Origin of the sequence: Paenimyroides viscosum (assembly GCF_003858535.1) — a bacterium.
GTDB lineage: Bacteria > Bacteroidota > Bacteroidia > Flavobacteriales > Flavobacteriaceae > Flavobacterium > Flavobacterium viscosum.
Genome location: NZ_RQTJ01000004.1, coordinates 23,801 through 40,816, shown reverse-complemented (window position 1 = coordinate 40,816; position 17,016 = coordinate 23,801). Strand labels below are relative to the sequence as shown.

The window sequence follows — 17,016 nt, the reverse complement described above, 5'->3', positions numbered from 1 at the left end:
TTATAGCTTTTCAATTATATAATAATATCTATATTTGTATGAAAATGTTATTGCTTAATGAAAAATGACACAGAAAAAGTAGTTATTTTAATTCCTATATACAGAGCGTTTTTTGATGATTTTGAAAAGAAATCATTGAAAAGTGTTAATCAACACCTTAAAAGTTTTCCAATTATTTTTATTGCTCCTGAATCTTTAGATATTGATTTCCTTAAAGAATATGAAATTCAATTTAATTATGAAATCTGTAGATTTGAAGATCACTTTTTTAAATCTATAAACGGTTATAATCAATTATTACTTTCATCGCATTTCTATGAAGCTTTTTTAAATTATGAATATATGCTTATTTTCCAAACCGATGCGTATGTTTTTAAAAACGAATTGTCTTTATGGATTTCAAAAGGATTTGATTACATTGGTGCCCCATGGTTAGACAGTGAAAAAATATTATTTAACCATAAATCAAGATTTATTTTTAATAAAATAAAGCGAATATTTGGGTTAAAACAAAGATTGTACAATCACATAAATCAAGTTGGAAACGGAGGTTTTTCTTTAAGAAAAACAAAACTTTTCTACAATATTTCATTAAAAGAAAAAGAACAGATCACTTATTTTCTATCAAATAAAGAAAAAGAAAATTATCATATAGAAGATGTTTTTTGGTCATTGTATGTTCCACAAAAACATTCATTTTTAAAGCCGGATTATAAAACCGCTTTATGTTTTTGTGTAGACAGGAAACCTGAAGTTGCTTTTGGCTTTTTAAATGGCGAATTACCTTTTGCTTGTCATGGATTTAATAAAAAAGGCGTTGTAAAATTTTGGTCTAAATACATATCATGAATATTTTAAATGTAACATCAATTGTAGAATGGCGTGGAGGCGATGCGCAAATGTACACCATATACAACCTTTTAAAAAAGTATGGCGAATTAGACCAATATATTTTATGCCCAGAAAATGCTGTTCTTTATAAAAAAGCTTTAAATGATAAAGCACAAGTAATTGCATACACAAAAAAAAATAAAGTTTTTTCGTTAATAAAACCAATTATAAATTGTGTTAAAAAGTTTAATATCGATGTTTTACACATTCATGATTCAAGTGCGTTATCTGCTGCAATCATAGCCAAAGCACTATTAAAAAAAGATGTGAAACTTATTTACAGCCGCAAAAGAAACAATATTATTAAAAATAGTTTTTTAAAAAAACTGAAATATGACAATAAATATATTTTCAAAATTGTTTCCGTTTCAAAGGCTGTAGAAAAAATATTTGTTAACATAAATATTTCCAAAGAGAAACTGTTGACAATTTATGACGCCATTAATGTTTCGGAATTTAAAGATAAAAGCAAAACAGGTTTAATTCATAAAGAATTAAATTTTTCTAAAGAATTAAAGATTATTGGAAATATTTCTTCTTTAGCAAAACAAAAAGATTTAGTTACTTTTATAAATACCGCTGAAAAAGTAATTAAAAAAAAATCAAACGTACGGTTTGTTATTCTTGGAACCGGATCTGAAGAAACTATTTTAAAAGAATTAGTACAAACAAAAAAATTAGAAAGCATTGTCTGTTTTTTAGGTTTTAAAACAAATGTTGCCGATTATTTAAAAGAATTTGATATTTTATTAATGACGTCGATTACAGAAGGATTGCCTTTAACTATTTACGAAGCTTTTGCATCAAAAATTCCAATTGTATCAACAAAAGCAGGTGGAATACCAGAAGTAATAAAAGATGGAACTAACGGTTATTTAACAGATATTGGCGATGCAGATCTTTTAGCCGAAAAATGTGTATCTTTATTAGAGCAACCCGATATAGCAAATCAATTCAAAGAACGTTCGTTTGATATAGTTTTATCGCAGTTTGATTTAAAAAATTTAGAAGAAAATTATTATAATTTTTATACTAATTTGTAATTTATGAAAGTAACTATTTTAAGTTTAGATTTATATGGTTTTAATAAATTTATTGCTAATGAACTTCAAAACAAAGGTATTGAAGCTACTTATATAAATAGTGCTGCATTTAAACATGTTTATAAAAATTTTGGTGAAAAAATTATTAATTTTTTTAGTAAAACTATTTTAAAAAAAAATCTTAAAAAAAATAAACAAACCCAATTTGTATTAGATAAAATTTTAAATGAAATTCAAGACATTACATTAGTTGTAGATCCGGCTCATTTTAATCATACTATTTTAAAGGAAGTTCGGAAAAAATCAAAAAAATTAATTGCTTATAACTATGACAGCATGGCGCAATTACCATTACCTGCCGATAAAATGTCTTATTTTGATGAAATTTATTCGTTCGATAAAAACGATTGTAAAAAACACGATTTTAAATTTATAACCAATTTTATATATCTACCAAAATCACCTATAAATTTTAAAAACACTTTAAAAGCATTTACTATTCAATCTAAAAGTAAAGATCGAATTTTCACTTTAAGTAAAATTGCTGATCAGCTTGATTCGTTAAATATTAAAAATTATGAATTTCTTGTTTACGGAAAGGTTAATACTAAAATTAATAAAAATATTATTTTTTTTAACGAACGAATTGGTTTAGAAACTTTTCAAAAGAGAATGGATAATTCAGAAATTTTATTAGATCTGGTTCGCGATGGACAAAATGGATTAAGCTTTAGAATTTTTGAAGCTATGGCACTTCAAAAGAAGCTTATAACTACAAATAAAAATATCATTGATTATGATTTTTACAATCCAAATAACATTTTAGTAATAGATGCAAAAAATCCAACTATAACAACCAATTTTCTAAAATCAAATTACCAGCCAATCCCAGAAAACATTTATAACAAATACACTTTAAACAACTGGATAAAAACAGTTATCAATATATAAATTTTAATTATACTAATGAAAATAACAATTTTTAGCTTTGATTTATGGGGGTTTAACCAAAAAATTGCACAAGAACTTGAAAACCTTGGGCACGAAGTTAATTATGTAAACACTTGTTTGATTAAGTATGAATATCCAAATTTTGGAGTGCGTATTCTGAATTTTTTTACTAAAAACATTTTAAAAATCAACCTTAAAAAAAGAATTCAACAACAAAAAATAATAAACAGACTTACAAATGCAAAAAATAAAAGTGATATAACCTTTATGGTGAATCCAGGCTATTTTCCAGATAATTATTCTCTATTGGCGCGCAAGTATACTGATAAATTAATTGCTTATAATTACGATAGCTTAACACGTGTACCCTTACCAAAAGACTATAATGATTTATTTGATGAAATTTATTGTTTTGACGATGAAGATGTGGCAAAATATCCATTTAAACATACTACAAACTTTAACTATATTTCTAACATCCCTATAAAATTAAATAGTTCTCCTAAATATATTTCTTTTGCAATACAATCAATTGATAAAGAACGTATGTATGTTTTAAGTAGAATTGCCGATGCATTCGATTCTTTAAATTATTCCAACTATCTTTTTTTTATAAAAGATAAACCTAACAGCAAGGTTAATAAAAATATTATTTTCTTTAATGAAAATAAAAATCTAACCGAAGTGGAGCAATTTACTAAAGACAGTTTTATTTTAATTGATTTAATTAGAGAAAATCAAAGCGGATTAAGTTTTCGGTTTTTTGAAGCTATGGCATATCAAAAGAAAATAATTACAACTAACAAAAATGTAATTAATTATGACTTTTATGACCCACAAAATATTTTAGTTATCAATGAGGACAGTATTGAAATTCCAGCAGATTTCTTAAATACTCCTTATAGTCCTTTAGATGAAAAAGTTTTTAAAAAATATACAATTCAGTCTTGGGTGAAAAACATATTTAATATTTAACGTCTTATTATACTTTTATAAAAATGCAAAAGAAAAAAATATTATTTGTTTTACATGAAGATTCACAAACAGGTGCACCAAATGCTCTTTTATCGTTTTTGAAATTTATAAATGCACATCACAAAAATGAATTTGTAATAGATATCTATGTATTAAGTTATTTTGGCGGAATTGAAAAAGAGTTAAAAGAAATTTGTAGAAATTTTTATATCAACAAGAAAAGAAAGACTGTTTTTGGCAAAATAGCAAAACTATTTAGTGCAAACATTGAAAGTATTCTAAAAAAAAATAAATACGATTTAATTTACGGAAACACCATTGTAACTTTAAATTTATTAAGCAGTTTAAAACACCACAACAACAATCTTAAAACGTTATTGTATGTGCATGAAGGTAAATTTTTAACCGATATTTATTTAGATAAAGACATAGCTGCTAATCAGTTTAAAAATATAGACTATGTTTTTGCAGTATCGCAAGCATCGGTTACTAATTTGGTCGAAAATTATAATGTACCTAAAGAAATTTGTACAATTATTTATCCTACAATTCCAGAAGAATCATTTTCTAAAGATCCACAATTTGTAAATAATTTTAAAGTTAACGAATTAGTACTTGTAACAATTGGTCACCCAAATCTTACCAAAGGGACTGATTTAATTCCGCAAATTGCACACCGATTAAAAGAAAAAAATCCAACCTTACAGTTTAAATTTTATATTGTTGGTGTATTACAAAACAACGAATATTTAAAAGCAATTCAGTTAGATATTGACAAACTTCACCTAGAAAATTATATCGAACTGGTTCCACATACGCAAACGCCATTAAATTATTTAGATGTTGCCAATATATATTTAATTCCGTCTAGAGAAGATGCTTTTTCTTTAATGGCAATGCATGCAGCAAGGTTTCAAAAACCTACAATAATGTTTAAAAATGCTGTTGGCGCAGCAGAAGTTTTAACTGATGATTGTATTTTTTATGCCAATTATTTAGATATTAATGATTTTGTTACACAAATTGAAACAATTTACAACAACCCAACATTAGCAAAACAAAAAGCAGATAAAGCATTAAAAGCTTACAATAAAAACTTACAAGCTGCAAAAAGTAACGAGTTACACTATCAAACACTAAAGAATATTTTAAATAATTAACTTATTACACATCATAATTTTGTAAATTTTCGTTACTTTTAATAAAACCCAAATACAGAAACAATAAATGAAATTTTTATACCATATAATTCTTTTAGTAAGCATCATTAGCTTAGCATCTTGCCGCGATGATTTTAATTTTGAACCTGCAACCGGTTCAGAATTAGCTTTTTCTAAAGACACTGTTTATCTTGATACTATTTTTTCGAACATTGGATCAAGCACTTACAATTTAAAAGTGTACAACAAAAGCAATAAAGACATTAAAATTCCTTCTATTAAGTTAGGGAAAGGAGAAAGTTCAAACTTTAGATTAATGGTTGATGGAATGCCTGGAAAAAGTTTCGAAAACATTGAACTTTTAGCAAAAGACAGTCTGTTTATTTTTGTTGAAACCACAGTTGATATCAAACAGCAAACCAACGGAAAAGAGTTTTTATATACCGATGAAATTCTGTTTCAGGCAGGCAGCAATCAGCAAAAAGTAAATTTGGTAACCTTGGTAAAAGATGCTGTTTTTCTTTATCCACAAAAATTTGAAGACGGATCTTATGAAAGCTTAAACTTTGGCGACACTAAAATTTATGGTTTCTTTTTAGATGAAAATGATGCTACAAATGGTAACGAATTAGAATGGAATAACAACAAACCCTATGTAATTTATGGTTATGCAGCTGTTCCACCTAATAAAACCTTAAATGTATCAGAAGGAACACAAGTACATTTTCACAGAAATTCGGGTTTGGTTACCTTTCCTAATGCTAATCTTAATGTTAATGGATCTATAGAAAATCTTGCTGTTTTTCAAGGCGATCGTTTAGAACCAAGTTTTGAAGATACTCCGGGGCAATGGGATGGTATTTGGATTAGTCAAGATAGTGATGCTTCAATATCAAATGCAATTATTAAAAATGCCGTTGACGGTTTATTTATAAATAAAAACAAACTTCCTGTTAACCTTACCAATTTACAAATTTATAATTGCGAAAAAAACGCACTTCTTTTACAGGTTGCAAACGTAATTGGTAAAAACATTGTAACCAATAACTGCGGTGTTGCAGGCTTAAACATTAATTTTGGCGGAACTTACGATTTTACTCATTGTACTTTTGCTAACTTCTGGAGTCGACAAAATCAAACGGCGGTAGTAATGAATAATGGCGATGGTACAAATGCTTTTGCGTTAAATGCACATTTTAAAAACAGTATTATTTACGGAAATGCAAGCGAATCGTTATTGATGGTTCCAGCAAATAAAGAGACTAATTTCACCTTTAAGTTTGAATATTCGTTAGTCAAGTTTTTAAATTCGGCGAATAGGTTTAATACCGACAGTTTCCCTTACAATTTTAGCAACATTACCAATTTCAATAACTGTTTAATTGCTAAAAATTTCAACGAACATCAACCGTATTTTTACAATACAAATAAAAATGAATTAATGATTACTGAAAAAGCCACTTCCTTAATTAATTATGGTAATTTACTTTTTGCACAGCAAGTTCCACAAGATTTATTAGGAAAAAGCAGACTAACTTCGGCAGATTTAGGTGCATACCAACACGTTAGTTCTTCGGCAGATTAGTATTGCTAATATGAATTTTTAGTAGTAATTTTGTTCTTTATTTTCAAACAACACACACAACAAATCTTTTAACGATGATTCAATTTTTTGAAAATGCGTCTGGTATAGTTTACGCTGTACAAACCTCAATTCCTTTAAACACAGAAGATGTAGCAAAACTAAATTGGCTGTTTGGCAATGCTACGCAAATAGAAACACCTTCAATAACTCAAAATTTCGTTGGTCCACGTGCCGCAATGATTACTCCGTGGAGTACAAATGCGGTAGAAATCACACAAAATATGGGTGTGAACGGAATTATCCGTATTGAAGAATTTCAAAAAACAACAGAAGATTTCAGTGATTTCGATCCAATGATTTCTCAAAAATACACTTCTCTTACCCAAGATATGTTTACGGTTAATGTTGAACCACAACCTATTTTAGAAATTGAAGATATTGCAGCCTATAACCAACAAGAAGGTTTAGCATTAAGTAATGAAGAAGTTGCTTACTTAAACAATGTTGCTAACAAAATTGGTAGAAAATTAACCGATTCTGAAGTTTTTGGATTTTCACAAGTAAATTCAGAACACTGTCGTCATAAAATTTTCAATGGAACTTTTGTAATCGATGGCGAAGAACAACCAACTTCTTTATTCAAATTAATTAAAAGTACTTCTGAAACCAATCCAAACGGAATTGTTTCAGCATATAAAGACAACGTAGCTTTTGTAAAAGGTCCGCGTGTAACTCAATTTGCTCCAAATTCTGCCGATAAACCTGATTTCTATTCAGAAAAAGACTTTGATTCGGTAATTTCATTAAAAGCAGAAACTCATAACTTCCCTACTACGGTTGAACCATTCAACGGTGCAGCAACAGGTTCGGGGGGTGAAATTCGCGACCGTTTAGCAGGTGGTCAAGGTTCGTTGCCATTGGCAGGAACAGCGATTTACATGACATCTTATTCACGTTTGGTTGGCGATCGTGAATGGGAAAACGGAATGAAAGAGCGTAATTGGTTGTACCAAACACCAATGGATATCTTAATCAAAGCATCAAACGGAGCTTCAGATTTTGGAAACAAATTCGGTCAACCATTAATTACCGGTTCTGTTTTAACTTTTGAACACGAAGAAAATACTTCGACAGGCTCAGCACAGGCTAGAAAATTAGGTTACGACAAAGTAATTATGCAGGCGGGCGGTATTGGTTACGGAAAAGAAGAGCAAGCTAAGAAACACGAACCCAAACCAGGCGATCAAATTGTAATTTTAGGTGGGGAAAACTACCGTATTGGTATGGGTGGTGCAGCAGTTTCATCTGCAGATACAGGTGCGTTTGGATCTGGTATCGAATTAAACGCCATTCAACGTTCAAACCCAGAAATGCAAAAACGTGCTGCGAATGCGGTGCGTGGTATGGTTGAAGCCGACATTAACCCAATCGTATCAATTCACGATCACGGTGCAGGTGGACACTTAAACTGTTTGTCTGAATTGGTTGAAAACACCGGTGGATTAATCGATTTAGATAAATTACCTGTTGGTGATCCTACCTTATCGGCTAAAGAAATCATTGGTAACGAATCGCAAGAACGTATGGGATTGGTTATTGGTAAAAACGATATTGAAATATTAAAACGTGTTGCAGACCGTGAGCGTTCGCCAATGTACAATGTAGGTGAAGTTACAAACAACCACCGTTTTACTTTTGAATCGGCTACAAACGGAGCAAAACCAATGGATTTTGCTTTAGAAGATATGTTTGGTTCATCGCCAAAAACAATTATGAACGATGAAACTGTTGTTTATAATTATGCAGATTTAGAATACGAAAAAGAAGAAGTTTATAACTACTTAAACCAAGTTTTACAATTAGAATCTGTTGCTTGTAAAGATTGGTTAACCAATAAAGTTGACCGTTGTGTTGGCGGAAAAGTTGCTAAACAACAATGTGTTGGTACGTTACAATTGCCTTTAAACAATGTGGGTGTTATGGCACTTGATTTTAAAGGAAAAGAAGGTATTGCAACAACTGTAGGGCACTCGCCTATTACTGCTTTGGTTGATCCCGTTGCAGGAAGTAGAAACGCCATTGGTGAAGCACTATCGAACATTATTTTTGCACCTATAAAAGACGGTATAAGCGGAATTTCATTATCTGCAAACTGGATGTGGGCTTGTAACAATAAAGGTGAAGATGCGCGTTTGTATCAAGCTGTAAAAGGTTGTGCTGATTTTGCGATTGAATTAGGAATTAATATCCCAACAGGAAAAGATTCCCTTTCAATGAAACAGAAATATCCTGAAGGAGACGTTATTGCTCCGGGAACGGTAATTATTTCAGCAGCAGGAAACTGTTCTGATATTAAAAAAGTAGTTGAACCAGTTTTATCAAAAAGCTCAGGCTCAATATATTACGTTAACTTATCTAAAGACAAACTTAAACTTGGAGGATCAGCTTTTGCACAGATTTTAAACAAGATCGGTAACGATGTTCCAACAATAACAGATGCTGCTTATTTCAAAAAAGCATTTAATACCATTCAAGATTTAATCAACGATAATCAAATTGCTGCAGGTCACGATGTTGGTTCGGGTGGATTAATCACGACCTTGTTAGAAATGTGTTTTGCAGGCTATAATTTAGATGCAGATATTGATTTAACAGGATTAAACGAACCAGATTTAATTAAAGCATTATTCAACGAAAACATTGCAGTTGTTTTACAAGCACAAAGTGATGTAGCTTTTGAAAACAAAATGTCTTTAAACGGAATTGAGTTTGTAAAAATTGGGGTTCCGTCTGAAGGTCATGAACTAAAAGTATTCTTTGGTAAAGATTTGTATAATTTTAATATTAACGAATTACGTGATACTTGGTTCATTACATCGTATTATTTAGATAAAAAACAATCTAAAAACGGTATGGCGCGCGAGCGTTTAATGAACTATAAAAAACAACCTTTACAGTTTAATTTCCCATCCCATTTTAATGGAGCGAAACCAGTAATTAATGCAGGTGCAAAACCAAAAGCAGCAATTATTCGTGAAAAAGGATCTAATTCTGAAAGAGAAATGGCTAATGCAATGTTTTTAGCTGGTTTTGATGTAAAAGACGTTCACATGACCGATTTAATTTCGGGTCGTGAAACATTAGAAGATATTCAGTTTATTGGTGCTGTTGGTGGATTTTCGAATTCAGATGTTTTAGGTTCGGCAAAAGGTTGGGCTGGTGCATTTATGTACAACGAAAAGGCAAATACGGCATTAAAGAATTTCTTTGCTCGTCCTGATACTATGTCGGTTGGTATTTGTAACGGTTGCCAGTTGTTTATGGAATTAGAATTGATCAATCCGGATCATGAAGTGCATGGAAAAATGCATCATAATACCTCGCAAAAACACGAATCGAACTTCGTTTCGGTAAAAGTTCAACAAAATAATTCAATTATGTTGTCAACTTTAGCTGGTACAACATTAGGAGTTTGGATTTCGCATGGTGAAGGTAAATTCAATTTGCCAAACAGCGAAAACGAATACAACATTGTTGCAAAATATGCCTACGATGCATATCCGGCAAACCCGAACGGATCTGACTATAATACAGCCATGATGTGCGATACAACAGGAAGACACTTGGTTACAATGCCGCATATTGAGCGTTCTGTGTTTCCTTGGAACTGGGCAAATTACCCGGCAGGAAGAAAAGACGAAGTTTCTCCATGGGTTGAAGCTTTTGTTAACGCACGCAATTGGTGTGTAACTAATAAAAAATAATTTGAAAGCACCTTCGGGTGCTTTTGTTCATTTAAAGATTAATTTATGAAAAACATCATTATAAAAACGGTTTGTGTTATTGGTTTAATTTCAATAGCTTCTTGTAAAAAAGAAGCGAATCAAGAACAAACATCTGTAAATGATACCATTATTCAATTTAAAGAGATTTCTTTTGATATTGAGGAGCAACAAAATGAATTGTATTTTGTAAACAATAAGCAAGTCACATTATTTGCTTCAACAGATACCATAAAAAGTCAGATTAAAACAATTGAAAATTCGCCTTCCCAAAGAATTTTTCTTGTAAATGAATCAGATGAGTTTTATGAAGTTAATTATTTTTCGTACGGAAGCAATCCGTTAAGTTATAATGGTTTTGTAAAGAAAAAGCATTTTAAAATGAAAGATGATTTTTCTTTAGAATCTGTTGATTTAAACGAAATTCGATACAGCAATTTAAATGGTGTATATGATGATCAATCAAAATCGTTTGAAAAATACGGTACAGTAAAGCTAATCAGTAAGCAAAGTTATCTGCAAAACAGACGCAAAGGAAATACTACTTTTATTTTTTCGACACGAAACATCGAAACTAATAGTCAAACGGGTGTTTATTCTTTTAGCACAAATTCTGGAGAGCAAGTTGAAGTTCCTATTAAAGCAACTTCAGAAGAAACCGGATTAGAATATCTAGCAACTCCAATTGGTTTCTCTCCCGTTCTGCAATCGTATGTTTTCAGGGTTAATGAAGACAATGAAACCATATATTCTTTCTACAGCAAACGAAATGCACAAGAAAAAATTCAATATAAAAGTACGTTGCCGATTTACAATAAAGAATCGCAACAATTTGCCGAATTAACAAATAATAATGATGTAGGTTGTTTGCTTGTGATTTCAGGTTTAGATAATAATTTTCGATTTAAAGAGAAGCTTCTAGCGAACTTCACAAATTTTAAAATTGTACCAAATACTTTATTTTGGATCAATGAAAAAAGTCTGATTGTTGAAGCTGTTCATACAAACCAAAAAGATGATGTATCAAAATCTGAATATCTGCTGATAGAATTTAATTTATAAAAAAACACCTTGATAAAATCAAGGTGGTTTTGTTTATGGTTGTTTTACGTAACGTAAATAGGGTTTTACTATGTTTACTTCGCCAAAAATTTCTTGTGCTTTTGCAGTATCAACAGCAGGTGTAACAATACAATCATCACCGTTATTCCAATTGGCTGGTGTGGCTAATTTATGCTGATCGGTTAACTGTAAACTATCTATAACACGAATAATTTCATTAAAATTTCTGCCTGTACTTGCTGGGTAAGTAATTGTTAGTCGAACTTTTTTAGTAGGATCGATAATAAATACACTGCGAACCGTTACAGTTTCACTAGCATTTGGGTGTATCATATCGTACAATTCAGCAACTTTTTTATCTTCATCTGCAATAATAGGAAACTGCACAGAAACAGCCTGTGTTTCGTTAATATCTTCAATCCATTTGTTATGACTTTCAACACCATCAACACTAATTGCAATAGGCTTTACATTGCGTTTTGCAAATTCTTCTTTTAACACTGCTGTTTTACCTAATTCTGTAGTACAAACAGGTGTAAAATCTGCTGGGTGACTAAACAAAACGCCCCAACTATCACCTAAATAATCATAAAAATTCAATATTCCTAAACTGGTATCAGCGGTAAAGTCTGGTGCTACATCTCCTAATCTTAATGACATATTCTATCTTTTTAAATTAATCTTCACAAAAATAGTAAACATAAGTAAATCTTCACTAAAACAATGAAGTTTATTACTAATAAATTATTGTTAATTTTGTAAACAGACAATTTTGTATATGCTATCACAAAAATCGAAATATGCGCTAAAAGCTTTAGGGTATCTTGCAAAGAATCAAGCAGGAGGTCCTGTGCTTATGAGTACCATTTCCCGAGAGAAAAAAATTCCACAGGCTTTTTTAGAAAATATTTTTCATGAACTGAAAAAAGCAGGTTTCTTAACCAGCCATCGTGGCAGATTTGGCGGTTACACTTTGTCTCAGGAACCAGAAAAAACTAAAGTTTCTTCCATTATCAGAGTTGTAAACGGACCTTTGGCTATGCTGCCGTGTGTAAGTTTGAATTTTTATGCAACCTGTGACGATTGTTGTGAAGCAACCTGTGGATTACGCGGTATTTTTCAGGATGCTCGCGATGCTTTATTGCAAGTTTTAGAAAACAGATACCTATCTGATATTATGGATAAGGATATTGAATAAAAAAAAGCAATTTGAGAAGATTGTTTTTTTTTATTTAATTTTTACTGATTCTATAGATTTTACCGTTATCGGTAACCGCATAAAGTGACTGATTTTGGTGCGATGCCAATACATCGCGAAAACGCTCGTTTTTATCTGCGAGCAAACGCTCTTCACCCGTTACTTTATTGTTTTTAATGACCAAACGAATAATATGCTGACCGCTTAAAGCACCTACAAATAAATTATGCTGCCATTCTGGAATTGCATTTCCGGTATAAAAATCCATACCACTTGGCGAAACCGAAGGATCCCAATAATAAATAGGTTGCTCCATGCCTTCTTTTTGAGTAATTCCCTCGCCTATTTTGTTTCCGCTATACTCCAACCCATACGTAATAATTGGCCAACCGTAATTTTTACCAGGCTCTATAAAATTAATCTCATCACCGCCTTTGGCTCCAAACTCCGATTCCCATAATTGCTTTGTAACCGGATGAAACGCTAAACCTTGCGGATTTCTGTGCCCGTAAGAATATATTTCAGGTTTTGCGTTCGCTGTAGACATAAACGGATTGCCCGAAACCGCTTGACCATTTTTAGTAATTCGAACAATTTTACCCAAAGCTTTATCTAATTGTTGTGCTTGCGCACGTGTAACTAAATCAGACCGCTCGCCTATAGTTGCATATAAATTTCCGGCATCGTCAAAAGCTAAGCGACTTCCATAATGTAAACTGCCGTTATATGAAGGTTCTGCTCTGTAAATTACTGTCGGATTTTCTATCGATTTTTCATCTGCAGATAATTTTCCTTTAGCAATTGATGTTAGATTTCCATTTCCAAATGATTCAGAAAACGACCAATAAATCATTCTGTTTGATGTGAAATCAGGATCTAACGCAACATCTAACATTCCACCTTGTCCACCGTCATCAACAGCAGGAAATCCTGAAACCTCGGTCATCATTGTTCCCATTTCAGAAAAAATCTTCATTGAACCACTTTTATCGGTCACTAACAAATTATTATTTGGCATTGCAACAATCGCCCACGGACGACCAATACCGGTAGCAATAACATCAATTTTAAGATTTGTAGCTGTTTTTACACTTCCAATACGCGTTTGCCCTTCAAAAGCAGGCTTATAATTGGTGTTTGGTTGCTGTGTTTCAACCGGATCACCCAAAGTAACCGCTTCAGTTTTGGTAGTATTATCATCGTTACAAGAGAAAATTCCCAGCAACATAAAAACAGGAATAAAACTATAATTTCTTTTCATAGCGCAAATATTTATAATTATTCAAACCTAAAGTTACAAAAAATGCAATAAAATAATTATTTATAAATAAATTGTGTTGTTAAAAATGATTTACAATACAAAAAACGCAATAATATATTTTCAAAAATCAATTGATATCAGTCCAATTTTTAAGTGAGAAAATATAATTTTAAAATAAGATATAAATAGTTAAATTTGATGTTTAAAACAAGATTCAAAATAAATTAAAATATAGCAAAATGATTATTAAACCAAGAACAAGAGGTTTTATTTGTTTAACATCGCACCCAGACGGAACGGCGGTTAACATTAAAAATCAAATTGATTATGTTAAATCACAAGGCGAAATTAAAAACGGACCAAAGAAAGTTTTAGTAATTGGCGCTTCTACCGGTTTCGGAATTTCTTCTCGTATAGCAGCTGCTTTTGGTTCTGGTGCTGCAACAATTGGTGTTTTCTTTGAAAAACCAGCTGCCGAAGGCAAACCAGGAACTGCAGGTTGGTACAATTCTGCTGCTTTTGAAAAAGAAGCTCAAAACGCAGGATTGTATGCAAAATCAATCAACGGAGATGCATTTTCAGACGAAATTAAGCAGCAAACAATAGAATTGATCAAAAAAGATTTAGGAACGGTTGATTTGATTGTGTATAGTTTGGCATCGCCACGCAGAACGCACCCAAAAACAGGCGTTGCGTATTCTTCTGTCTTAAAACCAATCGGACAAACATTTTCAAACAAAACGGTTGATTTCCATACAGGTGTAGTTTCAGATATCACTATAAATCCTATTGAAAGTCAGGAAGATATTGACAATACAATTGCCGTAATGGGTGGAGAAGATTGGAAATTTTGGATGGAAGATCTACAAAAAGCGGGAGTTTTAGCTGATGGAGTTAAAACGGTTGCTTATTCGTACATAGGACCAGAATTAACATTCCCAATTTACCGCAACGGAACTATTGGTCAGGCGAAAAACGATTTAGAAGCTACAGCATCTACCATAAACAACATTTTAAAAGATTTAAACGGCGAAGCTTACGTTTCTGTAAACAAGGCTTTAGTTACACAATCAAGTTCTGCAATTCCTGTGGTACCACTTTACATTTCGCTTTTATATAAAGTAATGAAAGAAAAAGGTATTCATGAAGGAACGATTGAGCAAATGTACCGCTTATTCAATGACCGATTATATACTGATGATGGAAATATTTCGTTAGATGCTGAAGGTAGAATTAGAATTGATGATTGGGAAATGCGTGAAGATGTTCAGCAAGAAGTTGACAAATTATGGAAACAAGCTACAACAGAAAATTTAGAAGAGATTTCGGATATTGAAGGATACAGAAATGACTTCTTTAATTTATTTGGATTTAATTTTGACTCTATAGATTACGAAGCAGAAGCTGACGAACAAGTTAACGTTCCAAGTATTTAAAATAACTTAAAACGTAATATTTAAATCGCACTATTTATTTAGTGCGATTTTTTTATTTCTATAAATCAAAAACACAAATTTATTTTAAATAAGTAAATTTTTAAATTCTAAAATAAATCAGAAATTAACATATAAACAAAATCTATATTAAAATATAATAAATTGATTATCAATATTTACAACAACATTATTTAAACCTAAAATTAAACTTAATAAAAAATAATTGTTTACAAAAAAAACATCAATATTATATTTATTAAAGAATAAAAATCAATTAAATTAAATGTTTTTTATTTATAATTAAATAATTCTTATCAAGAATTAAACAATGTCACGAAACGTAAATCCAAGAATTTACAAAAAATTAAATTTGAAAATTCAGCCAAAAAATCGTAGCTTCATTAAAACATATATCATGAATGATCACCTAAAAAAAAGTCAACTAAAAAAACATAAAATGTTAGCAACAGGCTTGTTTATACTTATGGCTGTTGTCTATGTTGTAATGATGTATCTTTTAAAAAACAATCCGCAAAAATGGATGGAATATGTACGAGCGTTTTCAGAAGCTGGAATGGTGGGTGCATTGGCAGATTGGTTTGCAGTAACCGCTTTATTTAAATATCCTTTGGGTATAAAAATTCCGCACACAAACCTTATTACAAACAATAAAGATTCGTTAGGCGAAAATTTAGGAAACTTTGTCACCACGAATTTCCTAACTCCCGATACTATTCGTCCGTATATCGATAAACTATCAATCAGTGAATATTTGAACGACTGGCTTTCTAAAGACAAAAACCAACAGCTTATTTACAACGAATGCAGTAAGATTATTCAGCGTATCATTAGTAATTTGGATGATGAATCTATTGCCGAATTTTTAGCAATTAAAGGTTTTGAACTTACAAGCGAAATTCGATTAGAAAAATTAGCAGCTACTTCCCTACTCTATCTTTTAGAACAGAATGAACATGATCGTTTACTGAACATTATTCTACCGCAGGCACAACATTATGTTGAGAATAACCGAGAATTGATTTACAAGAAAGTTGTAGAGAAACAACCAATATTGGGTTTAATCGGCGGAAAATCTGTTACAAATCAGTTGATTTCGGGCATTACAACATTTTTAGAAGAAATTGAAAAAAATCCAAATCATGATATTAGAAAAGCCGTTACTTTAAAATTGTATCAGGTGGTGGAAGATTTGAACGAAAAAGACGATTGGCAAGAGAAATTCGATCAGATTAAAGAAGAATTCATCACAAAAGAAAAATTGTATGAGTACACGAAAGATATCTGGTTGCGACTGAAAGAAGATATGTTAAAGAAGTTGAGCGATCGTAATGCGACTTTTAATCAGTATATCAAACAAAATATCCAGCAAATGATTGTAAGTTTTAGAGAAGATAAAACTATGCAGGAAAATATCGACAAATATGCCCGACAATACGTCTACAAAATGGTATTGAAAAACAGTAACGAGGTTGGGAAAATCATTACAAATACGGTTCAAAAATGGGATGGTACCGAATTAAGCGAGAAAATGGAATTGGAAGTTGGTAAAGATTTACAATACATTCGCATAAACGGAACGTTGGTTGGAGGACTTGTAGGTTTGCTTATTTACACATTGACTCATTTATTTTTATAAAAAAACGGAAACTTA

General features: G+C 31.2%; 13 protein-coding genes. 11 read left to right on the top strand and 2 right to left on the bottom strand.

Annotated features, from left to right (window positions below; genetic code table 11):
- Positions 1 to 57 precede the first annotated feature (57 nt).
- From EG242_RS03075 to EG242_RS03040, 8 genes are all read left to right on the top strand, one after another.
- Entirely contained in the window at positions 58 to 849 is a 792-nt protein-coding gene (locus EG242_RS03075; RefSeq protein WP_124898455.1) for a DUF5672 family protein, read from the top strand.
- Entirely contained in the window at positions 846 to 1,934 is a 1,089-nt protein-coding gene (locus EG242_RS03070) for a glycosyltransferase (RefSeq protein WP_124898454.1), read from the top strand. Before EG242_RS03075 ends, EG242_RS03070 begins: the two co-directional genes overlap by 4 nt.
- A 3-nt stretch (positions 1,935 to 1,937) precedes the next feature.
- Complete coding sequence (locus EG242_RS03065; RefSeq protein ID WP_124898453.1) at positions 1,938 to 2,885, top strand: hypothetical protein; 948 nt, start codon at positions 1,938 to 1,940, stop codon at positions 2,883 to 2,885.
- 15 nt (positions 2,886 to 2,900) lie between these two features.
- Positions 2,901 to 3,860 carry a hypothetical protein gene (locus tag EG242_RS03060; protein WP_124898452.1) on the top strand — a complete coding sequence of 320 codons (960 nt, stop codon included), beginning with the start codon at positions 2,901 to 2,903 and terminating at the stop codon, positions 3,858 to 3,860.
- A 23-nt stretch (positions 3,861 to 3,883) separates the two neighbouring features.
- Entirely contained in the window at positions 3,884 to 5,020 is a 1,137-nt protein-coding gene (locus EG242_RS03055) for a glycosyltransferase (protein ID WP_124898451.1), read from the top strand.
- Between the two features lie 67 nt (positions 5,021 to 5,087).
- A complete protein-coding gene (locus EG242_RS03050; protein WP_124898450.1) occupies positions 5,088 to 6,605 on the top strand; it encodes a hypothetical protein in 1,518 nt (505 codons plus the stop codon).
- Between the two features lie 74 nt (positions 6,606 to 6,679).
- On the top strand, positions 6,680 to 10,369 hold the full coding sequence (gene purL / locus EG242_RS03045; protein ID WP_124898449.1) for a phosphoribosylformylglycinamidine synthase: 3,690 nt from the start codon (positions 6,680 to 6,682) through the stop codon (positions 10,367 to 10,369).
- 45 nt (positions 10,370 to 10,414) lie between these two features.
- On the top strand, positions 10,415 to 11,449 hold the full coding sequence (locus EG242_RS03040) for a hypothetical protein (RefSeq protein WP_124898448.1): 1,035 nt from the start codon (positions 10,415 to 10,417) through the stop codon (positions 11,447 to 11,449).
- Between the two features lie 33 nt (positions 11,450 to 11,482).
- Here the strand turns inward: EG242_RS03040 and EG242_RS03035 are convergent, their stop codons facing one another.
- The gene (locus tag EG242_RS03035; protein ID WP_124898447.1) at positions 11,483 to 12,109 is read right to left on the bottom strand and encodes a peroxiredoxin; all 627 of its coding nucleotides are present in this window, start codon (positions 12,107 to 12,109) and stop codon (positions 11,483 to 11,485) included.
- Positions 12,110 to 12,227: 118 nt separating this feature from the next.
- On the opposite strand from EG242_RS03035, the gene EG242_RS03030 reads away from it, so the two are divergent.
- Entirely contained in the window at positions 12,228 to 12,647 is a 420-nt protein-coding gene (locus EG242_RS03030) for an RrF2 family transcriptional regulator (RefSeq protein ID WP_124898446.1), read from the top strand.
- Between the two features lie 34 nt (positions 12,648 to 12,681).
- On the opposite strand, the gene EG242_RS03025 is transcribed toward EG242_RS03030, so the two are convergent.
- Positions 12,682 to 13,908 (bottom strand): PQQ-dependent sugar dehydrogenase, encoded by a 1,227-nt coding sequence (locus EG242_RS03025; protein WP_124898445.1) that lies wholly within the window; start codon positions 13,906 to 13,908, stop codon positions 12,682 to 12,684.
- A 239-nt stretch (positions 13,909 to 14,147) separates the two neighbouring features.
- Here EG242_RS03025 and fabV point away from each other — a divergent pair, with 239 nt between their 5' ends.
- On the top strand, positions 14,148 to 15,344 hold the full coding sequence (fabV, locus tag EG242_RS03020) for an enoyl-ACP reductase FabV (protein ID WP_124898444.1): 1,197 nt from the start codon (positions 14,148 to 14,150) through the stop codon (positions 15,342 to 15,344).
- 457 nt (positions 15,345 to 15,801) lie between these two features.
- Positions 15,802 to 17,001 (top strand): DUF445 domain-containing protein, encoded by a 1,200-nt coding sequence (locus tag EG242_RS03015; RefSeq protein ID WP_235831856.1) that lies wholly within the window; start codon positions 15,802 to 15,804, stop codon positions 16,999 to 17,001.
- Positions 17,002 to 17,016: the final 15 nt, after the last annotated feature.

Coding starts and splice junctions, on each gene's coding strand:
- EG242_RS03070 (WP_124898454.1), top strand. CDS start 846: ATGAATATTTTAAATGTAACATCAATTGTAGAATGGCGTGGAGGCGAT.
- EG242_RS03055 (WP_124898451.1), top strand. CDS start 3,884: ATGCAAAAGAAAAAAATATTATTTGTTTTACATGAAGATTCACAAACA.
- EG242_RS03060 (WP_124898452.1), top strand. CDS start 2,901: ATGAAAATAACAATTTTTAGCTTTGATTTATGGGGGTTTAACCAAAAA.
- EG242_RS03025 (WP_124898445.1), bottom strand. CDS start 13,908: ATGAAAAGAAATTATAGTTTTATTCCTGTTTTTATGTTGCTGGGAATT.
- EG242_RS03040 (WP_124898448.1), top strand. CDS start 10,415: ATGAAAAACATCATTATAAAAACGGTTTGTGTTATTGGTTTAATTTCA.
- EG242_RS03075 (WP_124898455.1), top strand. CDS start 58: ATGAAAAATGACACAGAAAAAGTAGTTATTTTAATTCCTATATACAGA.
- EG242_RS03030 (WP_124898446.1), top strand. CDS start 12,228: ATGCTATCACAAAAATCGAAATATGCGCTAAAAGCTTTAGGGTATCTT.
- fabV (WP_124898444.1), top strand. CDS start 14,148: ATGATTATTAAACCAAGAACAAGAGGTTTTATTTGTTTAACATCGCAC.
- EG242_RS03050 (WP_124898450.1), top strand. CDS start 5,088: ATGAAATTTTTATACCATATAATTCTTTTAGTAAGCATCATTAGCTTA.
- EG242_RS03065 (WP_124898453.1), top strand. CDS start 1,938: ATGAAAGTAACTATTTTAAGTTTAGATTTATATGGTTTTAATAAATTT.
- EG242_RS03035 (WP_124898447.1), bottom strand. CDS start 12,109: ATGTCATTAAGATTAGGAGATGTAGCACCAGACTTTACCGCTGATACC.
- EG242_RS03015 (WP_235831856.1), top strand. CDS start 15,802: ATGTTAGCAACAGGCTTGTTTATACTTATGGCTGTTGTCTATGTTGTA.
- purL (WP_124898449.1), top strand. CDS start 6,680: ATGATTCAATTTTTTGAAAATGCGTCTGGTATAGTTTACGCTGTACAA.